The organism is Mesorhizobium sp. L103C119B0 (genome assembly GCF_000502235.1).
Taxonomy (GTDB): domain Bacteria; phylum Pseudomonadota; class Alphaproteobacteria; order Rhizobiales; family Rhizobiaceae; genus Mesorhizobium.
In genome coordinates, this window is the sequence record NZ_AYXE01000007.1 from 94,051 (window position 1) to 115,207 (window position 21,157).

The window sequence follows — 21,157 nt, forward strand, 5'->3', positions numbered from 1 at the left end:
TAGTAACGGGTAAGGTTCTCTTTCAATTTCAGCCATGGGCGCTTTCGTCAAGCCGCCCTTCGGTCAAGTATCAGCCGATCCGTCGGAATCGCCATTTCTGCGCGCCAGCCGCGCGAAGACGGTTGATGTGCGCAGCAGCGCCGTGAAGCGGCTGCGCTTGCCCGCCGGCACGCTGCCGCGCACCTGCATGCGGTAGAGAATGACGGCGATGAGGGTGGCGTAGACGACTGCGCTGAAGACAAACAGGGCGCCCGGTCCGAAATGTTGCATCACTGCGGACGCCGCGAAGGGGCCACCAATGGCGCCGAAGGAATAGAACAGCATCAAGGCGGCGTTGATCAGCACGAACTCGCCCTTGTCGGCGCGGTCGTTGGAATGCGCCGCCGATAGCGAATAGAGCGGCATGGCGAAGCTGCCGAAGATGAAGACGATGATCAAATTGAGGGTCGGATCGGCGCCGGCGACGAAGACCAGCGCCAGCGCGGCGAACATGGCGCCGCATGTCGTGGCCAAAAGCACCGCGCGCCGATCCCAGCGGTCGGAGAGGTAGCCCAGCGGATACTGGATGAGGGCGCCGCCGAAGATGCCGACGCTGACGAAGGTGACGACATCGGCCACCGACATGCCGATCTGCTCGGCATAGACTGGCGACAGCGTGCGGAACGCGCTGTTGGTGACGCCGACGCAGATGCAGCCGAAGCAGCCGAGCGGCGAAATCCGCCAGACACGGGCGAGATCGAGCTTGACGTCTTCCGGCGGCGTCGGGTTGGAGCGGTCGCCGAGCGACACCGGAACCAGCGACAGCGTGATCATCATCGACATGATGGCGAAGATGGCAAAGCCGCCGGGGCCGAAGATCGGGATCAGGAACTGCGCGCCGGTTACCGAGCCGATATCGACCATGCGGTAGACGGCGAGCACCCGCGCACGATCCTTGTTTTCGACGCCGGAGTTCAGCCAGGCTTCCATGACGGTGAACAGGCCGGCAAAGCAGAAACCGCCGGCAAAGCGCACCGCGCACCACATCACCGGATCGATCACCAGCACCAGGAGCAGCGTACTGGCAGCGGCGATGGCGGCGAGCGCTGAAAACGTCCGGACATGGCCGACTGCCTTGAGGATACGGGTGACGGCCAAGCACCCCAACAGGAAGCCGGCGAAATAGAACGTACCCATCAGGCCGATGTCGGAGGCCGAAAACCCTTCCTGCGCGCCGCGCAGCGCGATCAGCGTGCCCTGCAGCCCATTGCCGCCAAGCAGGATGCCGGCGGCGATGAGGAGCGGGATCAGCGGGCGGATGGAGGACATACGGAACCGTTGCTTAGAGCATGATCCCGAAAAGTGGGAACCGGTTTTCGGAAAAGATCATGCTTCGAGAAAGAGTTGGATGAGTGTGACGATCGACGAAACGTCATACTCGTCCAAGTGGCTCCACAGTTCTGAACCATCGGTGTGGCCAATGCCAGTGGCTTATCCCGCCGCCAACAGGTGTGTGGCTTTCAGGTAGGGCCGTTCAGGCTTCGTGAGCCCTCGTCAAAGCTTCATCCGCTTGTGCGGCCGGGCGGGACGCCCTTCGGCCAAGCGAGCCGGCGGTCAGCAGGCTGAGCATGATGAACGGGATGCCGATACCGAAGGCCGAGCGGATGCCCCAATGGTCGGAGACGAAGCCGAGCAATGGCGGGCCGAGCAGGAAGGCGACGAAGGAGATCTGCGACAGCGCCGCGACATTGATTGCCGCGGAGCGGTCCGTGCGTTGGGCCGCCGCCGAGATCGCCAGCGGAAAGATCGCGCTGCTGCCGATGCCAAGTAGCGCAAAGCCCAGCATCGATACGAGCGGGGCAGGCGAGAAGAAGACGAGCAGCACGCCCACCGCCATCGTCGCCAGCAGCACCCGCGCCACGACGCTCGGCGAGTGGCGGTCGACAAAGGAGTCGGCAAAGAAGCGCGTGCTCGCTTGCGAGAATGCAAACAGCGCCACGGTGAAGCCGGCGACGAAAGGGCCCGCATCGAACACGGTGCGCATGTAGATTGCCGACCAGTCGATGCTGGCGCCTTCCATCAGCATCGCCGACAGTGTCACCGCGACGAGGACGAGGATCGGCAGCGTCGGCCGCGCCAGCCTTGGCGCCGTCTCGTCATTGCCAGCGAAGCGGCTCGGCGCCGGTTCGTAACCGCCGAGAAACAGCGCGATTCCTGTCGCCACCATCGGTACGACAATCGCCAGGTGCAGTTGCGGCGAAATGCCGAGATGCGCAAGCGCGGCGCCGAACAGGCCGGCGCCGAAAAAGCCGATGCTCCAGAACGAATGCGCCCGGTTCATGATCCGGCGCTTGAGCAGGAATTCGGTTCTGTCAGCCTCGACATTGAGAATGATCTCGACGCTGCCGATCATCAGGCCGACCGGAAACAGCATCAGGAACAGCGCAAGCGGCCCAGGCGCATGCACGGCAATGGCAAAGACAACCGACAAGAGCGGCACCAGCCCGAGCAGCGCGCGGCGGAAGCCGACGCGCTCCAGGATCGGCGCCGCCAGCGTCAGCGCGGTCAAGGTGCCGATCGGCGTCCCGATCAGGCTGAGCCCGAGCGTGCCGTCTCCTATGCCCATGGCATGCTTGATGTCGGGCAGCCGCGGGAAGATTTGGCCCATGGCGAACGAATAGATCGCAAAGCCGGCGTAGACCCGGTGTTGCGGAGCGAGGCGGAGGCCAAAGGTCATGACGATGCTTTCGGGGAAGAGAGCCGGCGATTGTGGTTGATATTCTCTTATCTTGCACAAACATGCAAATCGTGCAAGAACGTGCAAAAAGAAAACAGGATCATGCAATGCTGACCGATGAGCGGCATCAAATCATTCGCGATCGCCTCGCCGTCGAGGGCCGGGTACTGGCCGGCGAGCTGGCAAGCCGCTTCGGCGTTTCGGAGGACACGGTTCGCCGCGACCTCAGGGAACTCGCCAAGGCCGGGCAATGCCGCCGCGTCTATGGCGGTGCGGTCGCGCCCGCACCCTTCGCATCGACGACTGTCGGCCTGCGCGCCAGTCATGCCGTCGAAGAAAAGACGCGGCTGGCCCGCGCAACCGTGGCACTGCTTTCGCGCGGACAGACCCTGTTCATCGACAGCGGCTCGACCAATGCCGCGATCGCCAGGGCCATCCCGCGCGACATAGATCTGACCGTCGCCACCAATTCGCTCGAAATTGCCTCCGTCCTGTCAGACCACGCTTTGGTCGAACTGATTGTGCTGGGCGGGCGGTTCGACCGCCATCTCGGCGCCTGCGTCGGCGCCGACACGCTTGCAGCTGTCGGGCAACTTGGCGCGGACTTGTTTGTTCTCGGATCCTGCGGTCTCGATGGGTCGCGCGGCGTCACGGCCTTCGATTCGGCTGAGGCCGAGGTAAAGCGGGCCATGGCCAAGAACAGCGCAGGCATCGTCATCGCTGTAACCAACGACAAGCTGGCCACAGCCGCACCCTACCGGGTCGCCAGGCCAGAGGCGATCCGCCACCTCGTGGTCGAAAAGACCGCGCCGGCCGCAATCCTCGCGGATTTCGAACGCCAGGGCGCCGAAATCCATTTGGCTTAAACGGAGCTCGGCGCGCGGGCAGTCCGGGACGCAGCATGGGCGACGAACACTTCGACATCTTCCTTTGAATGACCGAGAAGGGCTCCTTCAAGCCTCGCCAGATCATTCGATGTGAAGATGTCAAAGGCCTCTCCGCTGCGGCACGTTCTGGAGATCAACAAGCTCAGTTTGCAGCGTCATTCTTCTGTCGGCAGGCAGTATCAGCGCTCTTCCACTGAGGTTTTAGGAACAATCTGGGTGAACTTCAGGATGCGGCCTTTGTCGACAAACGGTGCAAAGCCTGCATCGCCAATATGTCGGCGTCCATACCCGGTTCCGCCGCGAACAAGGCCATTGATTTGTCGCCCTGAAGCATCAGCTCCAATTCGCGGCCATTATGTGGCCCGACACTCGGCGGGACTGTGGGTTTTGGCATGAAGTATCTCCAGATCATTCGATGACTGCACTGTCGCGAGAAACACTTCTGGCGGCAATGCGCCAAGCCTGGCAAAGACTTCAACACTGACGAGCGGTTAGAGAGACGACCCAAACCCGGCTTGCCTTGACAAATCGGGCCTCCCATGCGCTTTTCGCGCAAATTTTGGACCGGGCTTTGATGCTTCGGCCCGCAACCAGAACACCCCGGAATTTTGACATGACAATGCATCGTTACCGCAGCCACACCTGTGCCCAGTTGAGAAAGAGCGATGTCGGCTCTTCGGTTCGCCTGTCGGGCTGGGTGCATCGCGTGCGCGACCATGGCGGCCTGCTGTTCATCGACCTGCGCGACCATTACGGCCTGACCCAGATCGTCGTCGATCCGGATTCGCCCGCCTTCAAGGTCGCCGAGACGCTGCGTGGCGAATGGGTGATCCGCGTCGACGGCGAGGTCAAGGCGCGCCTGCCGGACACCACCAACGCCAACCTGCCGACCGGCGAGATCGAGATCTTTGCCCGCGAGATCGAGGTGCTGTCGGCAGCCAAGGAATTGCCGCTGCCGGTGTTCGGCGAGCCCGACTATCCCGAAGACATCCGCCTGAAGTACCGTTTTCTCGACCTGCGCCGCGAGACGCTGCACAGGAACATCGTGGCGCGCACGAAAATCATCGCCGAGATGCGCAAGCGTATGACCGATGTCGGCTTCACCGAATTCTCGACGCCGATCCTGACGGCCTCGTCGCCGGAAGGCGCGCGCGACTTCCTGGTGCCGTCGCGCATCCATCCCGGCACCTTTTACGCGCTGCCGCAGGCGCCGCAGCAGTACAAGCAACTGATCATGGTTTCGGGCTTCGACCGCTATTTCCAGATCGCGCCCTGCTTCCGCGACGAGGACCCGCGCGCCGACCGTCTGCCCGGCGAATTCTACCAGCTCGACCTCGAAATGAGCTTCGTCGAGCAGGACGACGTGCTGTCGACCATGGAACCGGTGATGCGCGGCGTCTTCGAGACCTTCGCCAACGGCAAGCCGGTGACGCAGACATTCCAGCGCATTCCTTACGATGTCGCGATGCGCAAATATGGCTCCGACAAGCCGGACCTGCGCAACCCGATCGAGATGCAGGCCGTCTCCGACCATTTTCGCGATTCCGGCTTCAAGGTCTTCGCCAACATCCTGGCCAACGATCCGAAGGCCGAAGTGTGGGGCATTCCGGCCAAGACCGGCGGCAGCCGCGCCTTCTGCGACCGCATGAACTCGTGGGCGCAGGGCGAGGGCCAGCCGGGACTGGGTTACATCTTCTGGCGCAAGGAAGGCGACAAGCTTGAAGGCGCCGGTCCCCTGGCCAAGAACATCGGCGAGGAGCGCACCGAGGCGATCCGCCAGCAGCTCGGCCTTGCCGATGGCGACGCCGCCTTCTTCGTCGCCGGCGATCCGAAGAAGTTCGTTACCTTCGCCGGTGCCGCGCGTACGCGTGCCGGCGAAGAACTGAACCTTGTCGACCGCGAGCGCTTCGAATTGTGCTGGATCGTCGACTTCCCGTTCTTCGAATGGAGCGAGGAGGAGAAGAAGATCGACTTCGCCCACAACCCGTTCTCGATGCCGCAAGGCGGTATCGACGCGCTCAACGGCGACGACCTGCTCGGCATCAAGGCCTTCCAGTACGACATGGTCTGCAACGGCTTCGAGATCGCCTCTGGCGGTATCCGCAACCATTTGCCCGAGACCATGGTCAAGGCGTTTGAGACGGTCGGGCTGGACCGCGCCACGGTCGAGGAGCGCTTCGGCGGCCTCTATCGCGCCTTCCAGTATGGCGCGCCGCCGCATGGCGGCATGGCGGCCGGTGTCGACCGCGTGGTCATGCTGCTGGTCGGGGCCAAGAACCTGCGCGAGATCACCATGTTCCCGATGAACCAGCAGGCCTACGATTTGTTGATGAACGCGCCTTCGGAAGCCTCGCCGCAGCAGTTGCGTGATCTGTCGCTGCGTGTCGCGGCAGTGAAGAAGGACTGACGGCAGCGTTGCAGCTGCCCTTTCTCCCCGTCTCTATACGGGGAGAAATGTCCGGCAGGACAATGAGGGGCAGCACGCATGCAGGCGATTGGCGAACGGCCTTAGCAGTTGGCGCCTTCTGACAATCGGTTCAGCATCGAACTACAATTTGCAGGCGTTGGCGCCGCCCCTCATCTGCCTGCCAGCACCTTCTCCCCGTATAGTGACGGGGAGAAGGGAGCGAACTTCGATCAGTCTTCGTTGGCCTTGACGTGGACGCCCAGCGTCTTGGTCAGGTCGGCCGGGTTGGACATGGCGCCGGCCATGATCAGCGCGAACGGCACCGCTGCCGGCGGCTCGGCCGAAATCTCGAGGCTCTTCGGATCGTCGAGGTACTTGCTCACCGCGGCCGTCACTTCGGCGGTCAGTTCGGGATTGTTGAGCTGCGCCATGCCGAACGGCACGATCGCCTTGGCCTGGTTGGCGATGTCCTTGCCCGACATGCCCTGCTGCTTGCCGACATACTCAAGCACTTTGCCGGTGAGCGAATCGTCATCGAAGCGGATCGATGCGCTGTTGAAGGAGAGCTGCTGCAACAGGCCGAGCAGGGCCATGCCTTGCGCCGAATTGTCAGCCCCTTCGGGCTGCGCCGCCATCTTCTTCTGCATCTCCTGCAGCGACTTGACGAAGTCGACCGTGTAGCCGCCGAGGCCGAAGGTCATGCCGAGCGTGCCGGCATTCTCGACCGAGATGTCGTATTTCGACAGGTCCATCTTGCCGTCGCTCGGCTGCCAGGTGCCGCCGATTTCGATATTGCCCGAGATGTTCTGGTAGCCGAGGGCCTCGATGGCTTCCTTGGATTTCGCATCGTCGACCAGGGTCAGGTCGGCGTTGAACTTTTCCGTGGTGGCGGAAAACTCCATCGCCTTGCCGTCGGCCGGCGGCGTGATCTGGACAGCAAGCCCATCCACCGAGAAGGCGGTCTTGTCGGCAACCTTGACCGTCAGGTTTTCGAGTTCGGCCGACTTGTAGATCATCATCGAGCCGAGCGGGCCTGTAGCGCCCTCAGCCGGGATGTTGGCGTCGTGGATGACGAAGGGGGTGAGGTTGAGCGTGACGCCGTCCTTGCTGTGCTCGAAGGCCGAAGTCGTGATGGTCGCGACATCGAAGCCGCCATTGGCTTCGGTCACGCCTTCGAGCTTGACGTCGCCGATCGGCAGCGCCTCCTTTTCGGCCGCCGGTTTGACCGACACGCCCTGCAGCACCATGCTGGAATTGTCGCCGGTAACGCCGGTCCAGGTGATATCGACGCCCTGGACGGCAAGTGCGGCCTTCAGTCGGTCGGCAACCGCCGTGTCTTGCGCAAAGGCGGCATTCAGCGGCAGCGTCAGCAAAAAGGTCGAAAAAGCAAGTTTCTTGAGTGTCGAACGTTGGATTGTCATCGCGAGTTCCCTGAGAGAGTCCTGAAAAAGTGTTTTCTCAATTCTACGCCATCACCATTCCGTGACGAACTGGACGGGAAAAAGGCGCTTTCCCGCAGAGTTGTCGAAAATCACGGCGAAAGGCAAATCGGAGCGGGAGCCTTCGCCCGATGCGGTGAATATGTCATGAAGGTCGGGCTCCCCTGCATACCGTCTCCTGCCTTAGAGAGGGCGTGTAACAGATTGATGTTGGTTGGCAACAGCACTGCTACCGCTGCTGTTGCACAGGGACGGCAAGGGGGAACATGAAGTCCGTCACATCCATTGTCGGACCTTGAGCCGCCCTCGTAAGCCCAAAGGCTGCAAAGTGCGGATTTCCGCAGCCCCGCCTTGCCGCGAATCACCCGCTCGGCTAGTCCAGCCGCATGGGAAAAAGGATTTTGCCGCCTGAAAATGGCGGTGGTGACCACATCGAACCGGTCGATCTGAAGAAGGCGCTGGAAGAGCGCTATCTCGCCTATGCGCTGTCGACCATCATGCACCGGGCGCTGCCTGACGTGCGCGACGGGCTGAAGCCTGTGCATCGCCGCATCATGCATGCGATGCGGCTGCTCAGGCTCAACCCCGACCAGGGCTTTGCCAAATGCGCCCGCATCGTCGGCGACGTGATGGGCAAGTTCCATCCGCATGGCGACCAGTCGATCTACGACGCGCTGGTGCGCCTGGCGCAGGATTTCTCCATGCGCTATCCCCTCGTCGACGGGCAGGGCAATTTCGGCAATATCGACGGCGATAACGCCGCCGCCATGCGCTATACCGAGGCGCGCATGACCGAGGTGGCGAGCGATTTGCTTGCCGGCATCACCGAGGACGCCGTCGATTTCCGGCCAACCTACAACGAGGAGGACGAGGAGCCCGTAGTGCTTCCCGGCGCCTTCCCGAATCTGCTCGCCAACGGTTCCTCCGGCATTGCGGTCGGCATGGCTACCTCCATCCCGCCGCACAATGCCGCCGAGCTTTGCAACGCGGCGCTGCAGTTGATCGAGCAGCCGGACGCGCCCGTGACAAAGCTGATGGAGTTCGTCCAGGGGCCGGATTTCCCGACCGGCGGCATCATCGTCGACAGCCGCGCATCCATCCTGGAGGCCTATGAGACCGGCCGCGGCGGTTTTCGCGTGCGCGCCAAATGGGGCCAGGAGGATCAGGGCAGGGGCACCTGGAGCATCGTCGTCACTGAAATCCCCTACGGCATCCAGAAGGCCAGGCTGATCGAGAAGATCGCCGAGCTTTTGATCGCGCGCAAATTGCCGCTGCTTGAGGATGTCAGGGATGAAAGCGCCGAGGACGTCCGCATTGTGCTCGTACCGAAAAGCCGTTCGGTCGATCCCGGCATTCTGATGGAATCGCTGTTCAAGCTGACCGAGCTCGAAAGCCGGTTTCCCCTCAACATGAACGTTTTGTCGCGCGGCAAGGTGCCCAACGTCCTGTCGCTGAAGGGCGTGCTGAAGGAGTGGCTCGACCATCGGCGCGATGTGCTGATCCGCCGCTCGAAGCATCGGCTTGACGAGATCGAGAAGCGGCTGGAAATCCTTGCCGGCTACCTGATCGCCTATCTCAACATCGACGAGGTCATCAGGATCATCCGCGAGGAGGATGAGCCCAAGCAGGTGATGATGGCCCGTTGGTCGCTCACCGACACCCAGGCCGAAGCCATCCTCAACATGCGGCTGCGGGCCCTGCGCAAGCTGGAAGAGTTCGAGATCCGCAAGGAGTTCGACGGTCTCACCACCGAGAAGAAGCAGATCGAGGCATTGCTCGCATCCGACGCCAAGCAATGGTCGACGATCAAATGGGAAGTCACGCAGGTTCGCGACAAGTTCGGCCCCGAGACCGAACTCGGCAAGCGCCGCACCCAGTTCGCCGACGCGCCGGAGCATGATCTGACCGACATTGCGCACGCCATGATCGAGCGCGAGCCGGTCACCGTGGTGGTCTCGGAAAAGGGCTGGCTGCGGGCGATGAAAGGCCATCTGGCCGACCATTCCACGCTCTCCTTCAAGGAAGGCGACAGCCTCAAGCTCGCCTTCCATGCCCAGACCACCGACAAGATCCTGGTCTTCACCACCGGCGGAAAATTCTACACCATCGGCGCCGACCGGCTGCCGGGCGGCCGCGGCCATGGCGAACCGATCCGCATCATCGTCGACATGGACAACGACCAGGACATCGTCACCGCCTTCGTCCACGACCCGAAGCGCAAGCTGCTGCTCGTCTCCTACGATGCCAATGGTTTCGTCGTGCCTGAGGAGGAAGTCGTCGCCAACACCCGAAAGGGCAAGCAGGTGATGAACGTCAAGGCGCCCGACGAGGCCAAGGCCTGCGTCCCGGTGTCAGGCGATCATCTCGCCATTGTCGGCGAGAACCGCAAGATGCTGGTGTTTGCGCTCTCCGAAATTCCGGAGATGGGCCGCGGCAAGGGCGTTCGCCTGCAGAAATACAAGGATGGCGGTCTGCTCGACCTGAAACCCTTCACGCTGGCGAGCGGCCTGTCCTGGCAGGATTCAGCCGACCGCACCTTCGTCAGGTCGCGCGAGGAGCTGGCGGAATGGATCGGCGCGAGAGCGTCGGCCGGACGGATGGTGCCGAAGGGATTCCCGCGGACGGGGAAATTTGGGTAGGGATCTCCCCCCTCGAGGGGGAGATGTCGCCGAAGGCGACAGAGGGGGTCGGTACGTCCTGACACGACACCCTTTCGCTGGCAGAGAAGGCTGGCGCTTCATGCGGCGACCCCCTCTGGCCTGCCGGCCATCTCCCCCTCAAGGGGGGAGATCCCAAGGCATTTGGACTATCGTCACGATTGCGGCACTATAACAGTGCATAAACGCTGTGTAGGCTGGGGAGAATTGACCGTTTGAAGGAAGCGAAGATCCAGAAGCCCGAACGTCAGCAGCGCCTGTTCGGCCTGTCGACACCGTTGCGATCCGCCGTCATTCCGCCGCTGTCGGCTGCGCGCTGGCTGTTGGTGCTGATCGTCGCCGCCGGCGTTTATTTCTTCCACGGGTTCCTGTTTCCCGTGCTGGCAGCCCTCGTCATTGCTTTTGCCAGCTGGCCGCTCTACCGCCGGCTGCTTGCCGGTGTCGGCGGTAACCGCACCGTCGCCGCGACGCTCGCCATCCTGTTCATCCTCGCCTTCCTGGTGGTGCCGATAGCGCTCGCCGGCACCTACGCCATCAACGAGGTCCGCGAATGGGTCGGCTGGGCGATCGAGACCAACAGGCACGGCGCGGTCACACCGCACTGGATCACCTCGCTGCCTGTCGTCGGCGAGTGGCTGAACGAACAGTGGATCGACAATTTCGGCCATCCCGGCGGCATCGGCGAGCTGATCCAGCTGGTCAGCGGCGCCAATATTGGCAGCATCTATCGCGGCGTGCTGGCTGCCGGCGGCAGCGCCTTCGGCCTGTTGCTGACGCTGCTGTTCATGATGATCGCGCTGTTCTTCGCCTACCGCGACGGCGAACACTTTGCCAGCCAGATCGACCGGCTCGGCGAACGCATCCTGCCGACGCGCTGGGAGCGGATTTCGCGCGTCGTGCCGGCGACCATTTCCTCGACCGTTACCGGCATGACCGTGATCGCCATCGGCGAGGGGCTGGTGCTCGGCATCGCCTACTGGCTGGCCGGGGTGCCGTCGCCGGTGACGCTGGGCGCATTGACCGGCGTGATGGCGCTGATCCCCGGCGGCGCGCCGCTGTCGTTTACGCTTGTGTCGATCTACCTCGCCGCCAGCGGCTCGCCGATGGCGGGTCTGGCGCTGTTCATCTGGGGCGCGGTGGAGCTGTTTATCGTCGACAAGACCTTGCGCCCGAAGCTGGTCGGCGGACCGATCAAATTGCCCTTCCTGCCCACCTTTTTCGGCCTGATCGGCGGCGTCAAGACGATGGGCTTTCTCGGCCTGTTCATCGGCCCCGTGCTGATGGCGCTGCTGGTGGCGATATGGCGCGAATGGCTGCGCGAGGTGGAACTGGCCGAAGACACCGTTCCCGACGCGGCGGCCGAGCTCGAAGGCGGGCCGCCGCAGATCGAGATTGTCGCCGGCCCGGCGAAGAGAGGTCAGGCTGGGTAAGCGACGGCGAGCGCTGCCCGGCGCTTGCGCCCTTCATGCAACTGCCACAGGGAATGGGCAACCAGCGTGACGATCAGGATCACGCCGCCGATCAAGCTGTTGCGCGACGGCGTCTCGGCAAAGATCATCCATATCCAGACCGGCGCCAGAACCGTTTCCAGGAGATAGAACATCGCCACTTCCGGGCCTGAAATGTATTTCGGCCCGTTGGCTAGGCAGAAGAAGGCGAACGGCATGATGACGGCGCCGTTGAAAACGATCCACCATGGCGCCTCCACCTGAAAACCGGTCTTGGAGACCATGAGCGCCGCCAGCCCGAACGGCAGCAGGACGCCGGTCAGCGCGGTGAATCCCATATCCCTGCCGCTGGCGCGTGAAACGGTGATGGCGCAGGCAATCGCCAAGGCCGAACACAGCGCCATCACATCGCCGAACAGATTTCCCGTGCCGACGGAATCGCCGACGATGATCGCGATGCCGACGATCATCAGCGCCATTGCCGCAAGCGTCAGCGGCTGTGGTCGCTCCTTCAGGAACAGCCACGACAGCAGCGCCGAGAACATGGTGGAGAAGGCCAGGATGAAAACCAGATTGGCGGTCGAGGTGTTGTAGACGGCAGTGATGAAGGCGATCGCGCCGAGCCCGTAGAGGGTGGCGACGACGAGCCCCGACCAGCCGGGTATCAGCTGCGGAGCATTCTTGCTGAACGAGCGCCAGATGGCCCATACGATCAGCCCTGCCACGAAGGTGCAGCCGGTGCGCAGCAAAAGGATCGTCCAGGCTTCGCCATGGGCGAGCCGGATCAGGGGAATGTCGATGGTCAGCGCCAGCCCGCCAAGCGCGGTGAGCAGAAGTCCTTTGGTGTGGGCATTGTGAGAGGACATGCAACGGCTTTCGCAATGATTTGAGCAGATGCCGGTCGGCGCAATCGCCCCGCCAACGGGCGGAAAGACCAGCATCGTCTCGGCTGAAAATGTTTAGATCAGGATTTGGTAAGAAGAAAAATCAGCGCGTGACCGCTTCGTGGTCGTAGCGTTCCCAGCCCTTCGGGCCGAGATGCTCCTGCGGCATGAAGCGCATCTTATAGTTCATCTTGCGCGAGCCGTTGACCCAGTAGCCGAGATAGACATGGGGCAAGCCCATGGCCCTGGCGCGGGCGATGTGGTCGAGGATCATGAAGGTGCCGAGCGAACGGTCCTCGAACTCGGGATTGAAGTAGGAATAGACCATCGACAGGCCATCGGCCATCTTGTCGGTCAGCGCCACGGCGATCAGCTCGCCCTGGCCCTTGCCGGTGATGAATGTGTCGGGGCCGCGGCGCCGGTATTCGATCACCTTGGTGTCGACATGGGTATCCTCGACCATCATGGCGTAGTCGAGCACCGTCATGTCGGACATGCCGCCGCGGCGATGGCGAGCGTCGAGATAGCCGCGAAACAGCGAATACTGCTCGGTCGACGGCTGCGCGTCGTGCATGGCGCCGATCAGATCGGAATTGCGCTGGATCACCCGCTTCATGTTGCGGCTGGCGGTGAACTCCTGCGCCAGGATACGCACCGAGACGCAGGCGCGGCAGGTCTCGCAGGCGGGACGGTAAGCGATGTTCTGCGAGCGCCGGAAACCGCCTTGCGTCAACAGATCGTTCATCTCCGGCGCCTTGTCGCCGACCAGATGCGTGAACACCTTGCGTTCGAACTGGCCCTCGAGATACGGGCACGGCGATGGCGCGGTCAGGAAGAACTGCGGCGACTGGGTCGGATGGTGCGTCATCGAACCTTGGGAACACTCCTGCGAATCGCTCTACCTTTGGCTTGGCTGGCGAAAAATTCAACAGGATTGTGAAGGCGGGGTTGAACGGACCCCTTCACATTTGCGCACAAATGCCTGTTGGCGTCGGTTGGACGCCGGTTCAACGGTCGCTGCGGCTGACGACCGTGCCAAGCAGCAGGTCGTGCAGTGTGCGCTTGCGATCGGAAAACAGCGTCACCAGGAGGACGAGCGGCGTCAGGATGACCGTGCTCGCCCAGAACAGCACCGAATGGACAACGGCGGTGAGGCCGTCGATACGGCTGCCGTCGAGACGATCGAGCCGAATGCCCATCATCTTCATGCCTGATGTGGCCTGGTTGCGACCGCCCAGCGTGTTCCAGATGTAGAGAATGGCGACCGCCGGCACGAGGATGGAATACAGCGCCCAGCCAAGACCGAATGTCAAAAGGCCAAGCACGGCCACCAGGATCGCGAACGGAATGGTGAGCAGCGCCACGATGCAATAGTCGATTATGAAGGCCAGGATGCGCCGCGTGCGCACACCGTCATAGGCCCTGACGTCGTCGAGCCTGCTGGTGATGATTTCGCCGTCAAGTACGCGCGCGTTCATGTCATGTCCTCGTAACAGGCGCCACGCTAGGGTGCGCCGCCACTGAAATGGTGAAGACCGCGGGCGGAATCAAGATCGGTTCGTCCATCGGTCCGGGTCGGCAGTGTGGCGCGGTTGAGCCGATTGAATTTGGTGGACGGATGGCGTTAGCTTGCTGCGGCGCAACAAGACGCCGAGGGGACGGGGTTACATGGATTACGACATGCTGGTCATCGGCAGCGGCCCTTCCGGGCGCCGCGCCGCGGTGCAATCGGCAAAGCTCGGCAAATCGGTGCTGGTGGTCGACAGGGGCCGGCGCCTCGGCGGCGTCTCGGTGCACACCGGCACCATCCCGTCGAAGACGCTGCGCGAGACGGTGCTGAACCTGTCCGGCTGGCGCGAGCGGGGCTTTTACGGCCGCGGCTACCGGGTCAAGCAGGACATCTCCATCGCCGACCTGGTCGAGCGGCTGCACAAGACGCTCGACCACGAGGTCGAGGTGCTGCAGCACCAGTTTATGCGCAACGCCGTCAAAAGCGTCCGCGCCATGGCGAAATTCGTCGGCCCAAACAAGGTCAGCCTGACGGCAGACAATGGCGACTACTCGGAGGTTGGTTTCACCAATGCGCTGATCGCGGTCGGCACCAGGCCGCACCGGCCGCGCGACGTGCCTTTCGACAAGATCCGCGTCTTCGACAGCGATGAGATGCTGGAACTCGACCATCTGCCGCGCACGCTGACGGTGATCGGCGCCGGCGTCATCGGCGTTGAATATGCGACGATCTTTTCGGCGCTCGACGTGCCGGTGACGCTGGTGGAGCCGCGCAACACCATCCTCGATTTCGTCGACCGCGAGATCGTCGACGACTTCATCCACCAGATGCGCGACCGCGGCATGACCATTCGCCTCGGCAGTACGGTCAAGGAAATCGTCTCAAAACCCGACTATGCCGAAGTGACGCTCGCCGATGGCCGCACCATCCGCTCCGAGATCGTGCTTTACGCCGCCGGCCGCAGCGGCAATCTCGGCAGCCTCGGCCTCGACGTGGTCGGCATCGAGGCCGATTCCCGGGGCCGCATCAAGGTCGATCCGCAGACCTTCCAGACCAGTGCGCCCAACATCTATGCCACCGGCGACGTCATCGGTTTCCCCAGCCTTGCCTCGACATCGATGGAGCAGGGCAGGGTGGCCGCCTGCCACGCCTTCGGCGTGCAACTGCCACCGCCGCCGGAAACCTTCCCCTATGGCATCTACGCCGTGCCGGAAATCTCCACCGTTGGTCAGTCGGAGGAGCAGGTGCGCGAGAGCGGCGCTGCTTATGAAGTCGGTCTGGCGCGGTTCCGCGAAACCTCGCGCGGCCACATAATGGGCGTCAACTCCGGCTTTCTGAAACTGCTGTTCTCGGTCGAAACGCGCCGCCTGCTCGGCGCCCACATCGTCGGCGAAGGCGCCACCGAACTTATCCATATCGGCCAGGCGGTGATCAACCTCGGCGGCACGGTTGATTTCTTCGTCAACAACACCTTCAACTATCCGACGCTGGCCGAAGCCTACAAGATCGCCGGGCTCGATGCTTGGAACCGGATGGGACAGGGCTAGGCGACGAGCATCTGCTCAGCTGTTCCGCCGGGCGCCGATGCGGTCTACCGGAGGTCTCCTAGCCTGCCTGGCGTGCGACCAATGCTGGTCCCGCAAGCCACTGCCGGACGATGGCGGCATCCGGGTCGCCGATTTCGTGACCTGAAGGCACGATGCGCGCATCGACCTCGGCGCCATGTTTGTTGAGCAGCGTCACCAGTGGCGGCGCAAACGGCCCGTAGGTCTCATCGGCGGCACCGGCGACAATCAGGACGCGCGTTCCGGTCAGATTGGTTGCCGGCGCATCGTCAAGCACGGGCATTGCTCTCAGCAACGCCGCTTTTCGGACGAGGCCGGAGTTGAGCAGCATCAGGCTGGAAACCAGATTGGCGCCGTTGGAATAGCCGAGGAAAGTCGCCCGGGCGAGGTCGAGCCCGTGGCGCTTTGCGGCCTCGCTTGCGAAGGCGGCAAAGTACGATGTTTCGGCACGGATGCTCGCCTGTTCGAAACTGGTCGGCGTGATCCGCTCGAACCAGCGGAAGCCGTCTTCTTGGCGGATGCGGCCACGCACCGCGACCAGCGTGGCGTTAGGGGCGATCTGCCTCGCAATCGGGACCATCGTCGTTTCGTCGACACCCGATCCGTGCAGTAAAAACAGGCTCTCGCCGCCGGCATTCTCCGGCTTGAGGAGGCGGTAGGGAAAGGCCAGATCCTGGTGCAGAAAGGCGTTCTCGTCGCTATATCGATGCACGCTCATATCTCGTTGTTTTCACGGAGACATTGGTCCTTTGCCAGCTTCAAAACGGAATATTTTCACGCTCCGCCAAATGTGATTGCAACAGGCTCATTTCAGACCGTTTCTGCGCCGATATGCTCCCTGCGGGAGGAATCGAAGCGGTGTGCGCCGATGGTCGCATCCCGGCATGAACAACGCGAGCATCCTTGCTCTCCTTTGAGGCCTTTTGTCGATGACCCTGCCAGTCCCGCCCGATCGCGCCCCGCGTATCGCCGATCGCGCTCCGCGTATCGCCGATCGCGCTCCGCGTATCCCCGATCGCGACACGCGCATTGACGTGTTCCGTGCGCTCGCACTCCTGACCATCTATATCGACCACGTGCCGGGCACCGTCTTCGAAACGCTGACCTACAAGAATTTCGGATTCTCGGACGCGGCGGAAGCCTTCGTGCTGATTTCCGGCATGTCGGTCGCACTCGCCTATGGCAACAAGTTCCAGCCGGGCGGCCGGCTGCTGGCGATGTTGAAGATGTGGCGCCGGGCCGGCGTGCTTTACAGTGCCCACATCGTCACCACCATGGTTGTGATGGCGTTGTTCTGCGCCGCGGCGGTGTACGGCCGGCGGCCGGAACTGCTCAAGCTGATCAACATCGAGCCGCTGATGAAGAACACGCCGGAGGTCATGATCGGCATTGTCACGCTCGGCCACCAGCTTGGCTACAACAACATTTTGCCGGTCTATGCGGCGCTGCTGTTGATGGCGCCGCTTTTCCTGCTCTTCGTCAGCTACCGGCCGCTCCCGGCGCTGGTCTTTTCCGGCGCGCTGTGGCTTGCCGCCGGCCTCTGGCAGATCGCGCCGCCGAACTATCCCGAGCCCGGCTTCTGGTTCCTCAACCCGCTGTCCTGGCAATTCCTGTTCAACATCGGCCTTGCCGGCATGCTGCATGTCAGGCGCGGCGGCACGTTCCCGGTGAACCGCTGGCTGGTGGGCGCCGCGGCGACCTATGTCGCGGCAGCGGCGGTCTGGGTGCACAGCCCGCTCTGGGGCGAGATAACATGGTTTAACCTGCCCGTGGTGATCGGCGGCTTCGACAAGACGTTCCTGTCGCTGCCGCGGCTCCTGCACATACTGGCGGTGAGCTATCTGATCGTCGCCCTGCCGGCTTTCTCGAACCTGTTCTGTCTCAGCCCGGATCACCCGCTAGCGCTGCTCGGCAAGCGCTCCTTGCCGGTGTTCCTCGCCGGCACGCTGATCGCCATGGCGGCGCAGGTGATGAAGCTGATCAATCCGGGCGGCTTTGCCTATGACGCCTTGCTGATTTCGGCCGGCATCGCCATGCAATTCGCGCTCGCCTTCTATCTTGAGTGGCTGTCCGGCATCGGGTTGGGCAAAAAGCCGGTTCGCAAAGAAGCGCCAGCCGTTCACCAGACCTTCGGCATGCCCGCGATGCCAAGGCTAAGCCGGTGATCCCACATCAGCCGCCTAGCTAGCAGGCGAGGGGCCGGACGACCCCCGCACCACAAGATCGACCGGCAGCAATTGCCGGTGCTGCGAGCCGTCATTTTCGAGGATCGCCTTGACGGCCAGCCGGCCCATCTCGGCGATCGGCTGGGCGACAGTGGTTAGTGGCGGCTCGGAGTCGGCGCCTTCCGGCACGCCGTCGAAGCCGACGATTGACACATCGCCCGGCACGGCAATGTTACGCTCGCGCAGCCAGTCGAGCGCATGCAGCGCGATCTTGTCCGACATGGCCAGGATTGCCGTCGGCGTCTGCGGCAGCGCGAAAATATGATCGAGGCCGGCCCGCACGCTCGCCTCGTCATTGAGGGTTTCGTAGATTGGCACTTGCGAGACGTCGATGCCGAAGCGGGAGAGCTCGCCGAAATAGCCACGCAGACGGTCGCGTGTGCCCGAGTAGAGGGATGTCGTCTCGACTTGCTCCTGCGTGACGGGACCAAAGCCAGCGTCGGCAGATTCCAGGGCGAGGACGGCAAAGCTGCGATGGCCGAACTCGGCCAGATGGCGCGCCGCCAGACCCGCGCCGGCGACGTTGTCGACGCCGATCGCAGCGACCGCCTCATTTTCCGAATCGAGATCAAGCGCCACGAAAGGCAGTTTGCGTTCGCGCGCCAGTTCGACCAGCCGCGACCCACCCTCGATGCAGAACACGATGAAGCCGTCGACCAGGGCGCTCTGGATGTTCCAGGCGAGCTGCTCGCTGTTGGCGGCCGAGACCAGCGAAATTCCGGCGCCGGTGGCGTCGCAGGCCTGCGAAATGCTGGCCATCATGACGCGGGCAAAGGGATCGTCGAAGAAATAGGACAATGGTTCCGCCGTTGCCACGCCGATGGCGTTGACCTTGCCGGCGCGCAGCAGCCGGCCCTTGGGATCCGGGCCGGCATAGCCCATCGCTTCCGCCGCCGCCTTGACCCGCTCGCGGACCTCTTCGCGCACGATCTCCGGGCGAGCGAACACGTTGGACGCGGTACCGTGCGAGACCCCGGCCGCCTTGGCGATGTCGGCAAGCCGCACTGGTCTCGTCTTGCCGGAGGTCAATGCCGTCATTTTCGTCTCCTGAACCGGAGCCTGTTTAGCACTTTCGTTGGATCGGTTCAAATTTTCCCTTGATCGGACGGCGGAGAGGGTCTATATTTGAATCGATCCAAGGGATTCATTAAGTACAACTTGGATCGATTCAAGAGGAGGGTGCCATGCATCCCGTGAATTATCTGTTCGAAGACATCTACGGCAATGATTGGGGCATAGTCTCCGACGCCGCCACCCGCAGGCGCCGCGACAAGGTCGGGCCGTGGAGGCGTGACCTGCAATACCTTGTGAAACGCAAGCGCAGCTGATCGGCCAGACCAATACCTTGTGAAACGCAAGCGCAGCTGATCGGCCAGACATTTTCGTGCCAGCTGATTGGATCGATTCAAGTTCTTGAAGAGGAGAACGAACATGCATCCCGTGAAACATCTGTTCGAAGACATTTATCGCAATTACTGGGGTATCTCGCCTGCCACGGAGCAGCCGCAACGGCGGCGGCCGACCAAGCCTGCCAAGCGCAACCGCGACCTGCTGCCGGAAAGCCGGCAGGATTAAATCTGCGATATTTGATGGGGCAGGGTTCTTGCCCCGTCAGGTCCGTTGTCGCACGAGCGCCGAGGCCGCGATCACCAGCCAGCCCGCGATGAGCAAGGTGCCGCCGATCGGCGCCGACATCGGGAACAGCCGCGATCCCACGAAATCCCGTGCCAGCAGATCGCCGCAGAACAGAACAAGCCCGACGAGCAGCACCAGGCTGCCGATCCGCAAGATCCGGCTTGCGCCGGCGAGGCCGACGGCCAAAAACACCGGCGCATGCATGAGCAGGAAGGATGCGGCCGTGCCGACGAACGCGCCGCCGAGATGCGCTGAAGCCGCCGACAGCGCCACGCCCGCCGCGCCGGCAATGCCGCCGGCGAAAACGAGGATGCGCGCGCTGTTTGCTGGTGCTGACTCGGCGATGCTCATGTCTCGGGCTCCGTGATTGACGATAGGCGGCGCGACCTGTCTGTCAGGATTTTTCCGATATCGCCAGCATGTCGCGCGTGCGGCGCGCCTGGGCCAGCCAATTATACGCGGCACCGCCCGCCATCAGCAACGACGTGCCGAGAAACACCGCGCGCATGCCGAAATGGCCGCCGACGAAGCCGCCCAGCAGCGGCCCCGCAACCTGGCCGACATATTGCGCCGAGATTGCCAGGCCCAGCACATTGCCGCCGACCCCATCGGGAACATTGTGGCGGATGACGCTGGTGATGCAGGGCAACAGCCCGCCCAGCACCAGACCCATAAGGAACCGCAGCCCGACCAACTGCCAGCTCTCGGTGACGAAGGCCTGCGGTATCAACAGCAGCGCCGAGACGGCCAGCGATGCGACGATGACGTTCCAGTGGCCGATGCGGTCGGCGAGTTTGCCCAACCGTGACGCCGACAGGATGGCGCCGAGTGCGGCCGCCGACATGACGACACCTGAGACCAGGGTCACCCGGCTTGCGTCCGCGACCAGTTGCTGGACGTAGACGGTGATGATCGGCTCGATCGACATGTTGGCGAAGGTGAACAGCATGCCGGTCGCCAGCATGGCCACGACAGGGCGTTTGTCGGGGATCTGCGCCCAACCGCCCTTTGGTTTCTCCTCGCGTTTTGCCTGTACTGGCGGGCGAGGCATCTCCTTTATCAGGAACGTCGTCGCCAGCGCCGCCAGGAAAATGACGCCGCCGGCGATGAGGAAGGTAGCGCGAATACCGATCAATGGCGGCAGCGCACCGCCAAGCAACGGGCCGACCAGGGAGCCTGCGGTGATGCCGGCCGACAGCACGCCAAGCGCCCAGCCGGAGCGCTCCTTCGGCGTCTGCATGGCGACAAGGATCGTCGAGCCTGAGGAATAACCGCCGGCAAAGCCGATCAACAGGCGCAAAAGCACCAATTGCCAGACGGTCTGCACCATGCCGGTCAGCGACATGCAGATCGCCATGCCGAAACTGGCGCGCACCAGCATCACCTTGCGGCCATAACGGTCACCCAGCCGTCCCCACAGTGGCGCGACAAGGGCGGCGGCAAGGAAGGTGGCGCCGAAAGCGATGCCGGACCATTGCACGATCGCCGCGTGGCCCACGGCGCCCAGCTGTTCGACATAGAGCGGCAGGAACGGCAGCAGCAACGTCATCGCCACAAGCGTGCTGAACGATCCGGCAAAGCACACGAAGAGGTTGCGCCGCCAATGAATGTTGTAGGTGGAAGGCGCTTCGGCGGCCCGCGCTGCACTGTCCTGCGGCATGTCCTGTCCTGTCCGCTTGCTGCGGATACCATTTTGGGATACCAACTTGGTACCCTCATGGACGCAAAGCCCGGCTGCTGTCAATCAGGCGCTCTCAATGTGATCGGCAAGACCAACGGGCAAG

At 62.9% G+C, this 21,157-nt stretch carries 18 protein-coding genes; 8 read left to right on the top strand and 10 right to left on the bottom strand.

The genetic code is table 11. The features are described from left to right. Positions 1 to 63: 63 nt before the first annotated feature. Together X728_RS153070 and X728_RS153065 are read right to left on the bottom strand one after the other, a co-directional pair. Positions 64 to 1,308 carry an MFS transporter gene (locus tag X728_RS153070; protein ID WP_023673030.1) on the bottom strand — a complete coding sequence of 415 codons (1,245 nt, stop codon included), beginning with the start codon at positions 1,306 to 1,308 and terminating at the stop codon, positions 64 to 66. A gap of 205 nt (positions 1,309 to 1,513) precedes the next feature. Next, positions 1,514 to 2,716: an MFS transporter gene (locus X728_RS153065; RefSeq protein WP_023831594.1), complete on the bottom strand. Its 1,203-nt coding sequence runs from the start codon at positions 2,714 to 2,716 to the stop codon at positions 1,514 to 1,516. 107 nt (positions 2,717 to 2,823) lie between these two features. On the opposite strand from X728_RS153065, the gene X728_RS153060 reads away from it, so the two are divergent. Then, positions 2,824 to 3,582 (top strand): DeoR/GlpR family DNA-binding transcription regulator, encoded by a 759-nt coding sequence (locus tag X728_RS153060; protein ID WP_023831595.1) that lies wholly within the window; start codon positions 2,824 to 2,826, stop codon positions 3,580 to 3,582. 640 nt (positions 3,583 to 4,222) lie between these two features. Continuing rightward, positions 4,223 to 6,010: an aspartate--tRNA ligase gene (aspS, locus tag X728_RS153055; RefSeq protein ID WP_023715385.1), complete on the top strand. Its 1,788-nt coding sequence runs from the start codon at positions 4,223 to 4,225 to the stop codon at positions 6,008 to 6,010. A 230-nt stretch (positions 6,011 to 6,240) separates the two neighbouring features. Here the strand turns inward: aspS and X728_RS153050 are convergent, their stop codons facing one another. Beyond that, a complete protein-coding gene (locus tag X728_RS153050; RefSeq protein ID WP_023697470.1) occupies positions 6,241 to 7,431 on the bottom strand; it encodes a hypothetical protein in 1,191 nt (396 codons plus the stop codon). 404 nt (positions 7,432 to 7,835) lie between these two features. On the opposite strand from X728_RS153050, the gene parC reads away from it, so the two are divergent. Together parC and X728_RS153040 are read left to right on the top strand one after the other, a co-directional pair. Beyond that, positions 7,836 to 10,088 (top strand): DNA topoisomerase IV subunit A, encoded by a 2,253-nt coding sequence (gene parC / locus X728_RS153045; protein WP_023831597.1) that lies wholly within the window; start codon positions 7,836 to 7,838, stop codon positions 10,086 to 10,088. A gap of 233 nt (positions 10,089 to 10,321) precedes the next feature. Next, positions 10,322 to 11,536, top strand: coding sequence for an AI-2E family transporter (locus X728_RS153040; protein ID WP_023831598.1), 1,215 nt, complete (start codon positions 10,322 to 10,324; stop codon positions 11,534 to 11,536). Here X728_RS153040 and X728_RS153035 read toward each other — a convergent pair. The 3 genes from X728_RS153035 to X728_RS153025 form a co-directional block, all read right to left on the bottom strand. Beyond that, positions 11,524 to 12,420 carry a DMT family transporter gene (locus tag X728_RS153035; protein WP_023829426.1) on the bottom strand — a complete coding sequence of 299 codons (897 nt, stop codon included), beginning with the start codon at positions 12,418 to 12,420 and terminating at the stop codon, positions 11,524 to 11,526. The two genes, X728_RS153040 and X728_RS153035, sit on opposite strands and share 13 nt — an antisense overlap. Positions 12,421 to 12,541: 121 nt before the next feature. After that, positions 12,542 to 13,306 carry an arginyltransferase gene (locus tag X728_RS153030; protein ID WP_023682417.1) on the bottom strand — a complete coding sequence of 255 codons (765 nt, stop codon included), beginning with the start codon at positions 13,304 to 13,306 and terminating at the stop codon, positions 12,542 to 12,544. Positions 13,307 to 13,445: 139 nt separating this feature from the next. Beyond that, a complete protein-coding gene (locus tag X728_RS153025; RefSeq protein WP_023673020.1) occupies positions 13,446 to 13,916 on the bottom strand; it encodes an RDD family protein in 471 nt (156 codons plus the stop codon). A gap of 190 nt (positions 13,917 to 14,106) precedes the next feature. Between X728_RS153025 and sthA the strand changes: the two genes are divergently transcribed. Next, positions 14,107 to 15,495 (top strand): Si-specific NAD(P)(+) transhydrogenase, encoded by a 1,389-nt coding sequence (gene sthA, locus X728_RS153020; RefSeq protein WP_023682415.1) that lies wholly within the window; start codon positions 14,107 to 14,109, stop codon positions 15,493 to 15,495. A gap of 58 nt (positions 15,496 to 15,553) precedes the next feature. On the opposite strand, the gene X728_RS0135150 is transcribed toward sthA, so the two are convergent. Beyond that, on the bottom strand, positions 15,554 to 16,225 hold the full coding sequence (locus X728_RS0135150; protein ID WP_245260287.1) for an alpha/beta hydrolase: 672 nt from the start codon (positions 16,223 to 16,225) through the stop codon (positions 15,554 to 15,556). A 217-nt stretch (positions 16,226 to 16,442) separates the two neighbouring features. Between X728_RS0135150 and opgC the strand changes: the two genes are divergently transcribed. Continuing rightward, positions 16,443 to 17,678, top strand: coding sequence for an OpgC domain-containing protein (gene opgC, locus X728_RS153015; RefSeq protein ID WP_023831599.1), 1,236 nt, complete (start codon positions 16,443 to 16,445; stop codon positions 17,676 to 17,678). 15 nt (positions 17,679 to 17,693) lie between these two features. On the opposite strand, the gene X728_RS153010 is transcribed toward opgC, so the two are convergent. Further along, positions 17,694 to 18,776 carry a substrate-binding domain-containing protein gene (locus X728_RS153010; protein WP_023682412.1) on the bottom strand — a complete coding sequence of 361 codons (1,083 nt, stop codon included), beginning with the start codon at positions 18,774 to 18,776 and terminating at the stop codon, positions 17,694 to 17,696. 146 nt (positions 18,777 to 18,922) lie between these two features. Between X728_RS153010 and X728_RS1000000171010 the strand changes: the two genes are divergently transcribed. Together X728_RS1000000171010 and X728_RS1000000171015 are read left to right on the top strand one after the other, a co-directional pair. Further along, a complete protein-coding gene (locus X728_RS1000000171010; RefSeq protein WP_023673015.1) occupies positions 18,923 to 19,066 on the top strand; it encodes a hypothetical protein in 144 nt (47 codons plus the stop codon). A gap of 103 nt (positions 19,067 to 19,169) precedes the next feature. Further along, positions 19,170 to 19,313 carry a hypothetical protein gene (locus X728_RS1000000171015; protein ID WP_023697463.1) on the top strand — a complete coding sequence of 48 codons (144 nt, stop codon included), beginning with the start codon at positions 19,170 to 19,172 and terminating at the stop codon, positions 19,311 to 19,313. A gap of 36 nt (positions 19,314 to 19,349) precedes the next feature. On the opposite strand, the gene X728_RS153005 is transcribed toward X728_RS1000000171015, so the two are convergent. Then, positions 19,350 to 19,724, bottom strand: coding sequence for a DUF423 domain-containing protein (locus X728_RS153005; protein WP_023831600.1), 375 nt, complete (start codon positions 19,722 to 19,724; stop codon positions 19,350 to 19,352). Positions 19,725 to 19,767: 43 nt separating this feature from the next. Then, on the bottom strand, positions 19,768 to 21,033 hold the full coding sequence (locus X728_RS153000; RefSeq protein WP_023831601.1) for a multidrug efflux MFS transporter: 1,266 nt from the start codon (positions 21,031 to 21,033) through the stop codon (positions 19,768 to 19,770). Between the last annotated feature and the right edge of the window lie 124 nt (positions 21,034 to 21,157).

Coding starts and splice junctions, on each gene's coding strand:
- X728_RS153070 (WP_023673030.1), bottom strand. CDS start 1,308: ATGTCCTCCATCCGCCCGCTGATCCCGCTCCTCATCGCCGCCGGCATC.
- aspS (WP_023715385.1), top strand. CDS start 4,223: ATGCATCGTTACCGCAGCCACACCTGTGCCCAGTTGAGAAAGAGCGAT.
- X728_RS153010 (WP_023682412.1), bottom strand. CDS start 18,776: ATGACGGCATTGACCTCCGGCAAGACGAGACCAGTGCGGCTTGCCGAC.
- X728_RS1000000171010 (WP_023673015.1), top strand. CDS start 18,923: ATGCATCCCGTGAATTATCTGTTCGAAGACATCTACGGCAATGATTGG.
- X728_RS153065 (WP_023831594.1), bottom strand. CDS start 2,716: ATGACCTTTGGCCTCCGCCTCGCTCCGCAACACCGGGTCTACGCCGGC.
- opgC (WP_023831599.1), top strand. CDS start 16,443: ATGACCCTGCCAGTCCCGCCCGATCGCGCCCCGCGTATCGCCGATCGC.
- X728_RS153000 (WP_023831601.1), bottom strand. CDS start 21,033: ATGCCGCAGGACAGTGCAGCGCGGGCCGCCGAAGCGCCTTCCACCTAC.
- parC (WP_023831597.1), top strand. CDS start 7,836: ATGGGAAAAAGGATTTTGCCGCCTGAAAATGGCGGTGGTGACCACATC.
- X728_RS1000000171015 (WP_023697463.1), top strand. CDS start 19,170: ATGCATCCCGTGAAACATCTGTTCGAAGACATTTATCGCAATTACTGG.
- X728_RS153035 (WP_023829426.1), bottom strand. CDS start 12,420: ATGTCCTCTCACAATGCCCACACCAAAGGACTTCTGCTCACCGCGCTT.
- X728_RS153060 (WP_023831595.1), top strand. CDS start 2,824: ATGCTGACCGATGAGCGGCATCAAATCATTCGCGATCGCCTCGCCGTC.
- X728_RS153025 (WP_023673020.1), bottom strand. CDS start 13,916: ATGAACGCGCGCGTACTTGACGGCGAAATCATCACCAGCAGGCTCGAC.
- X728_RS153030 (WP_023682417.1), bottom strand. CDS start 13,306: ATGACGCACCATCCGACCCAGTCGCCGCAGTTCTTCCTGACCGCGCCA.
- sthA (WP_023682415.1), top strand. CDS start 14,107: ATGGATTACGACATGCTGGTCATCGGCAGCGGCCCTTCCGGGCGCCGC.
- X728_RS153050 (WP_023697470.1), bottom strand. CDS start 7,431: ATGACAATCCAACGTTCGACACTCAAGAAACTTGCTTTTTCGACCTTT.
- X728_RS153005 (WP_023831600.1), bottom strand. CDS start 19,724: ATGAGCATCGCCGAGTCAGCACCAGCAAACAGCGCGCGCATCCTCGTT.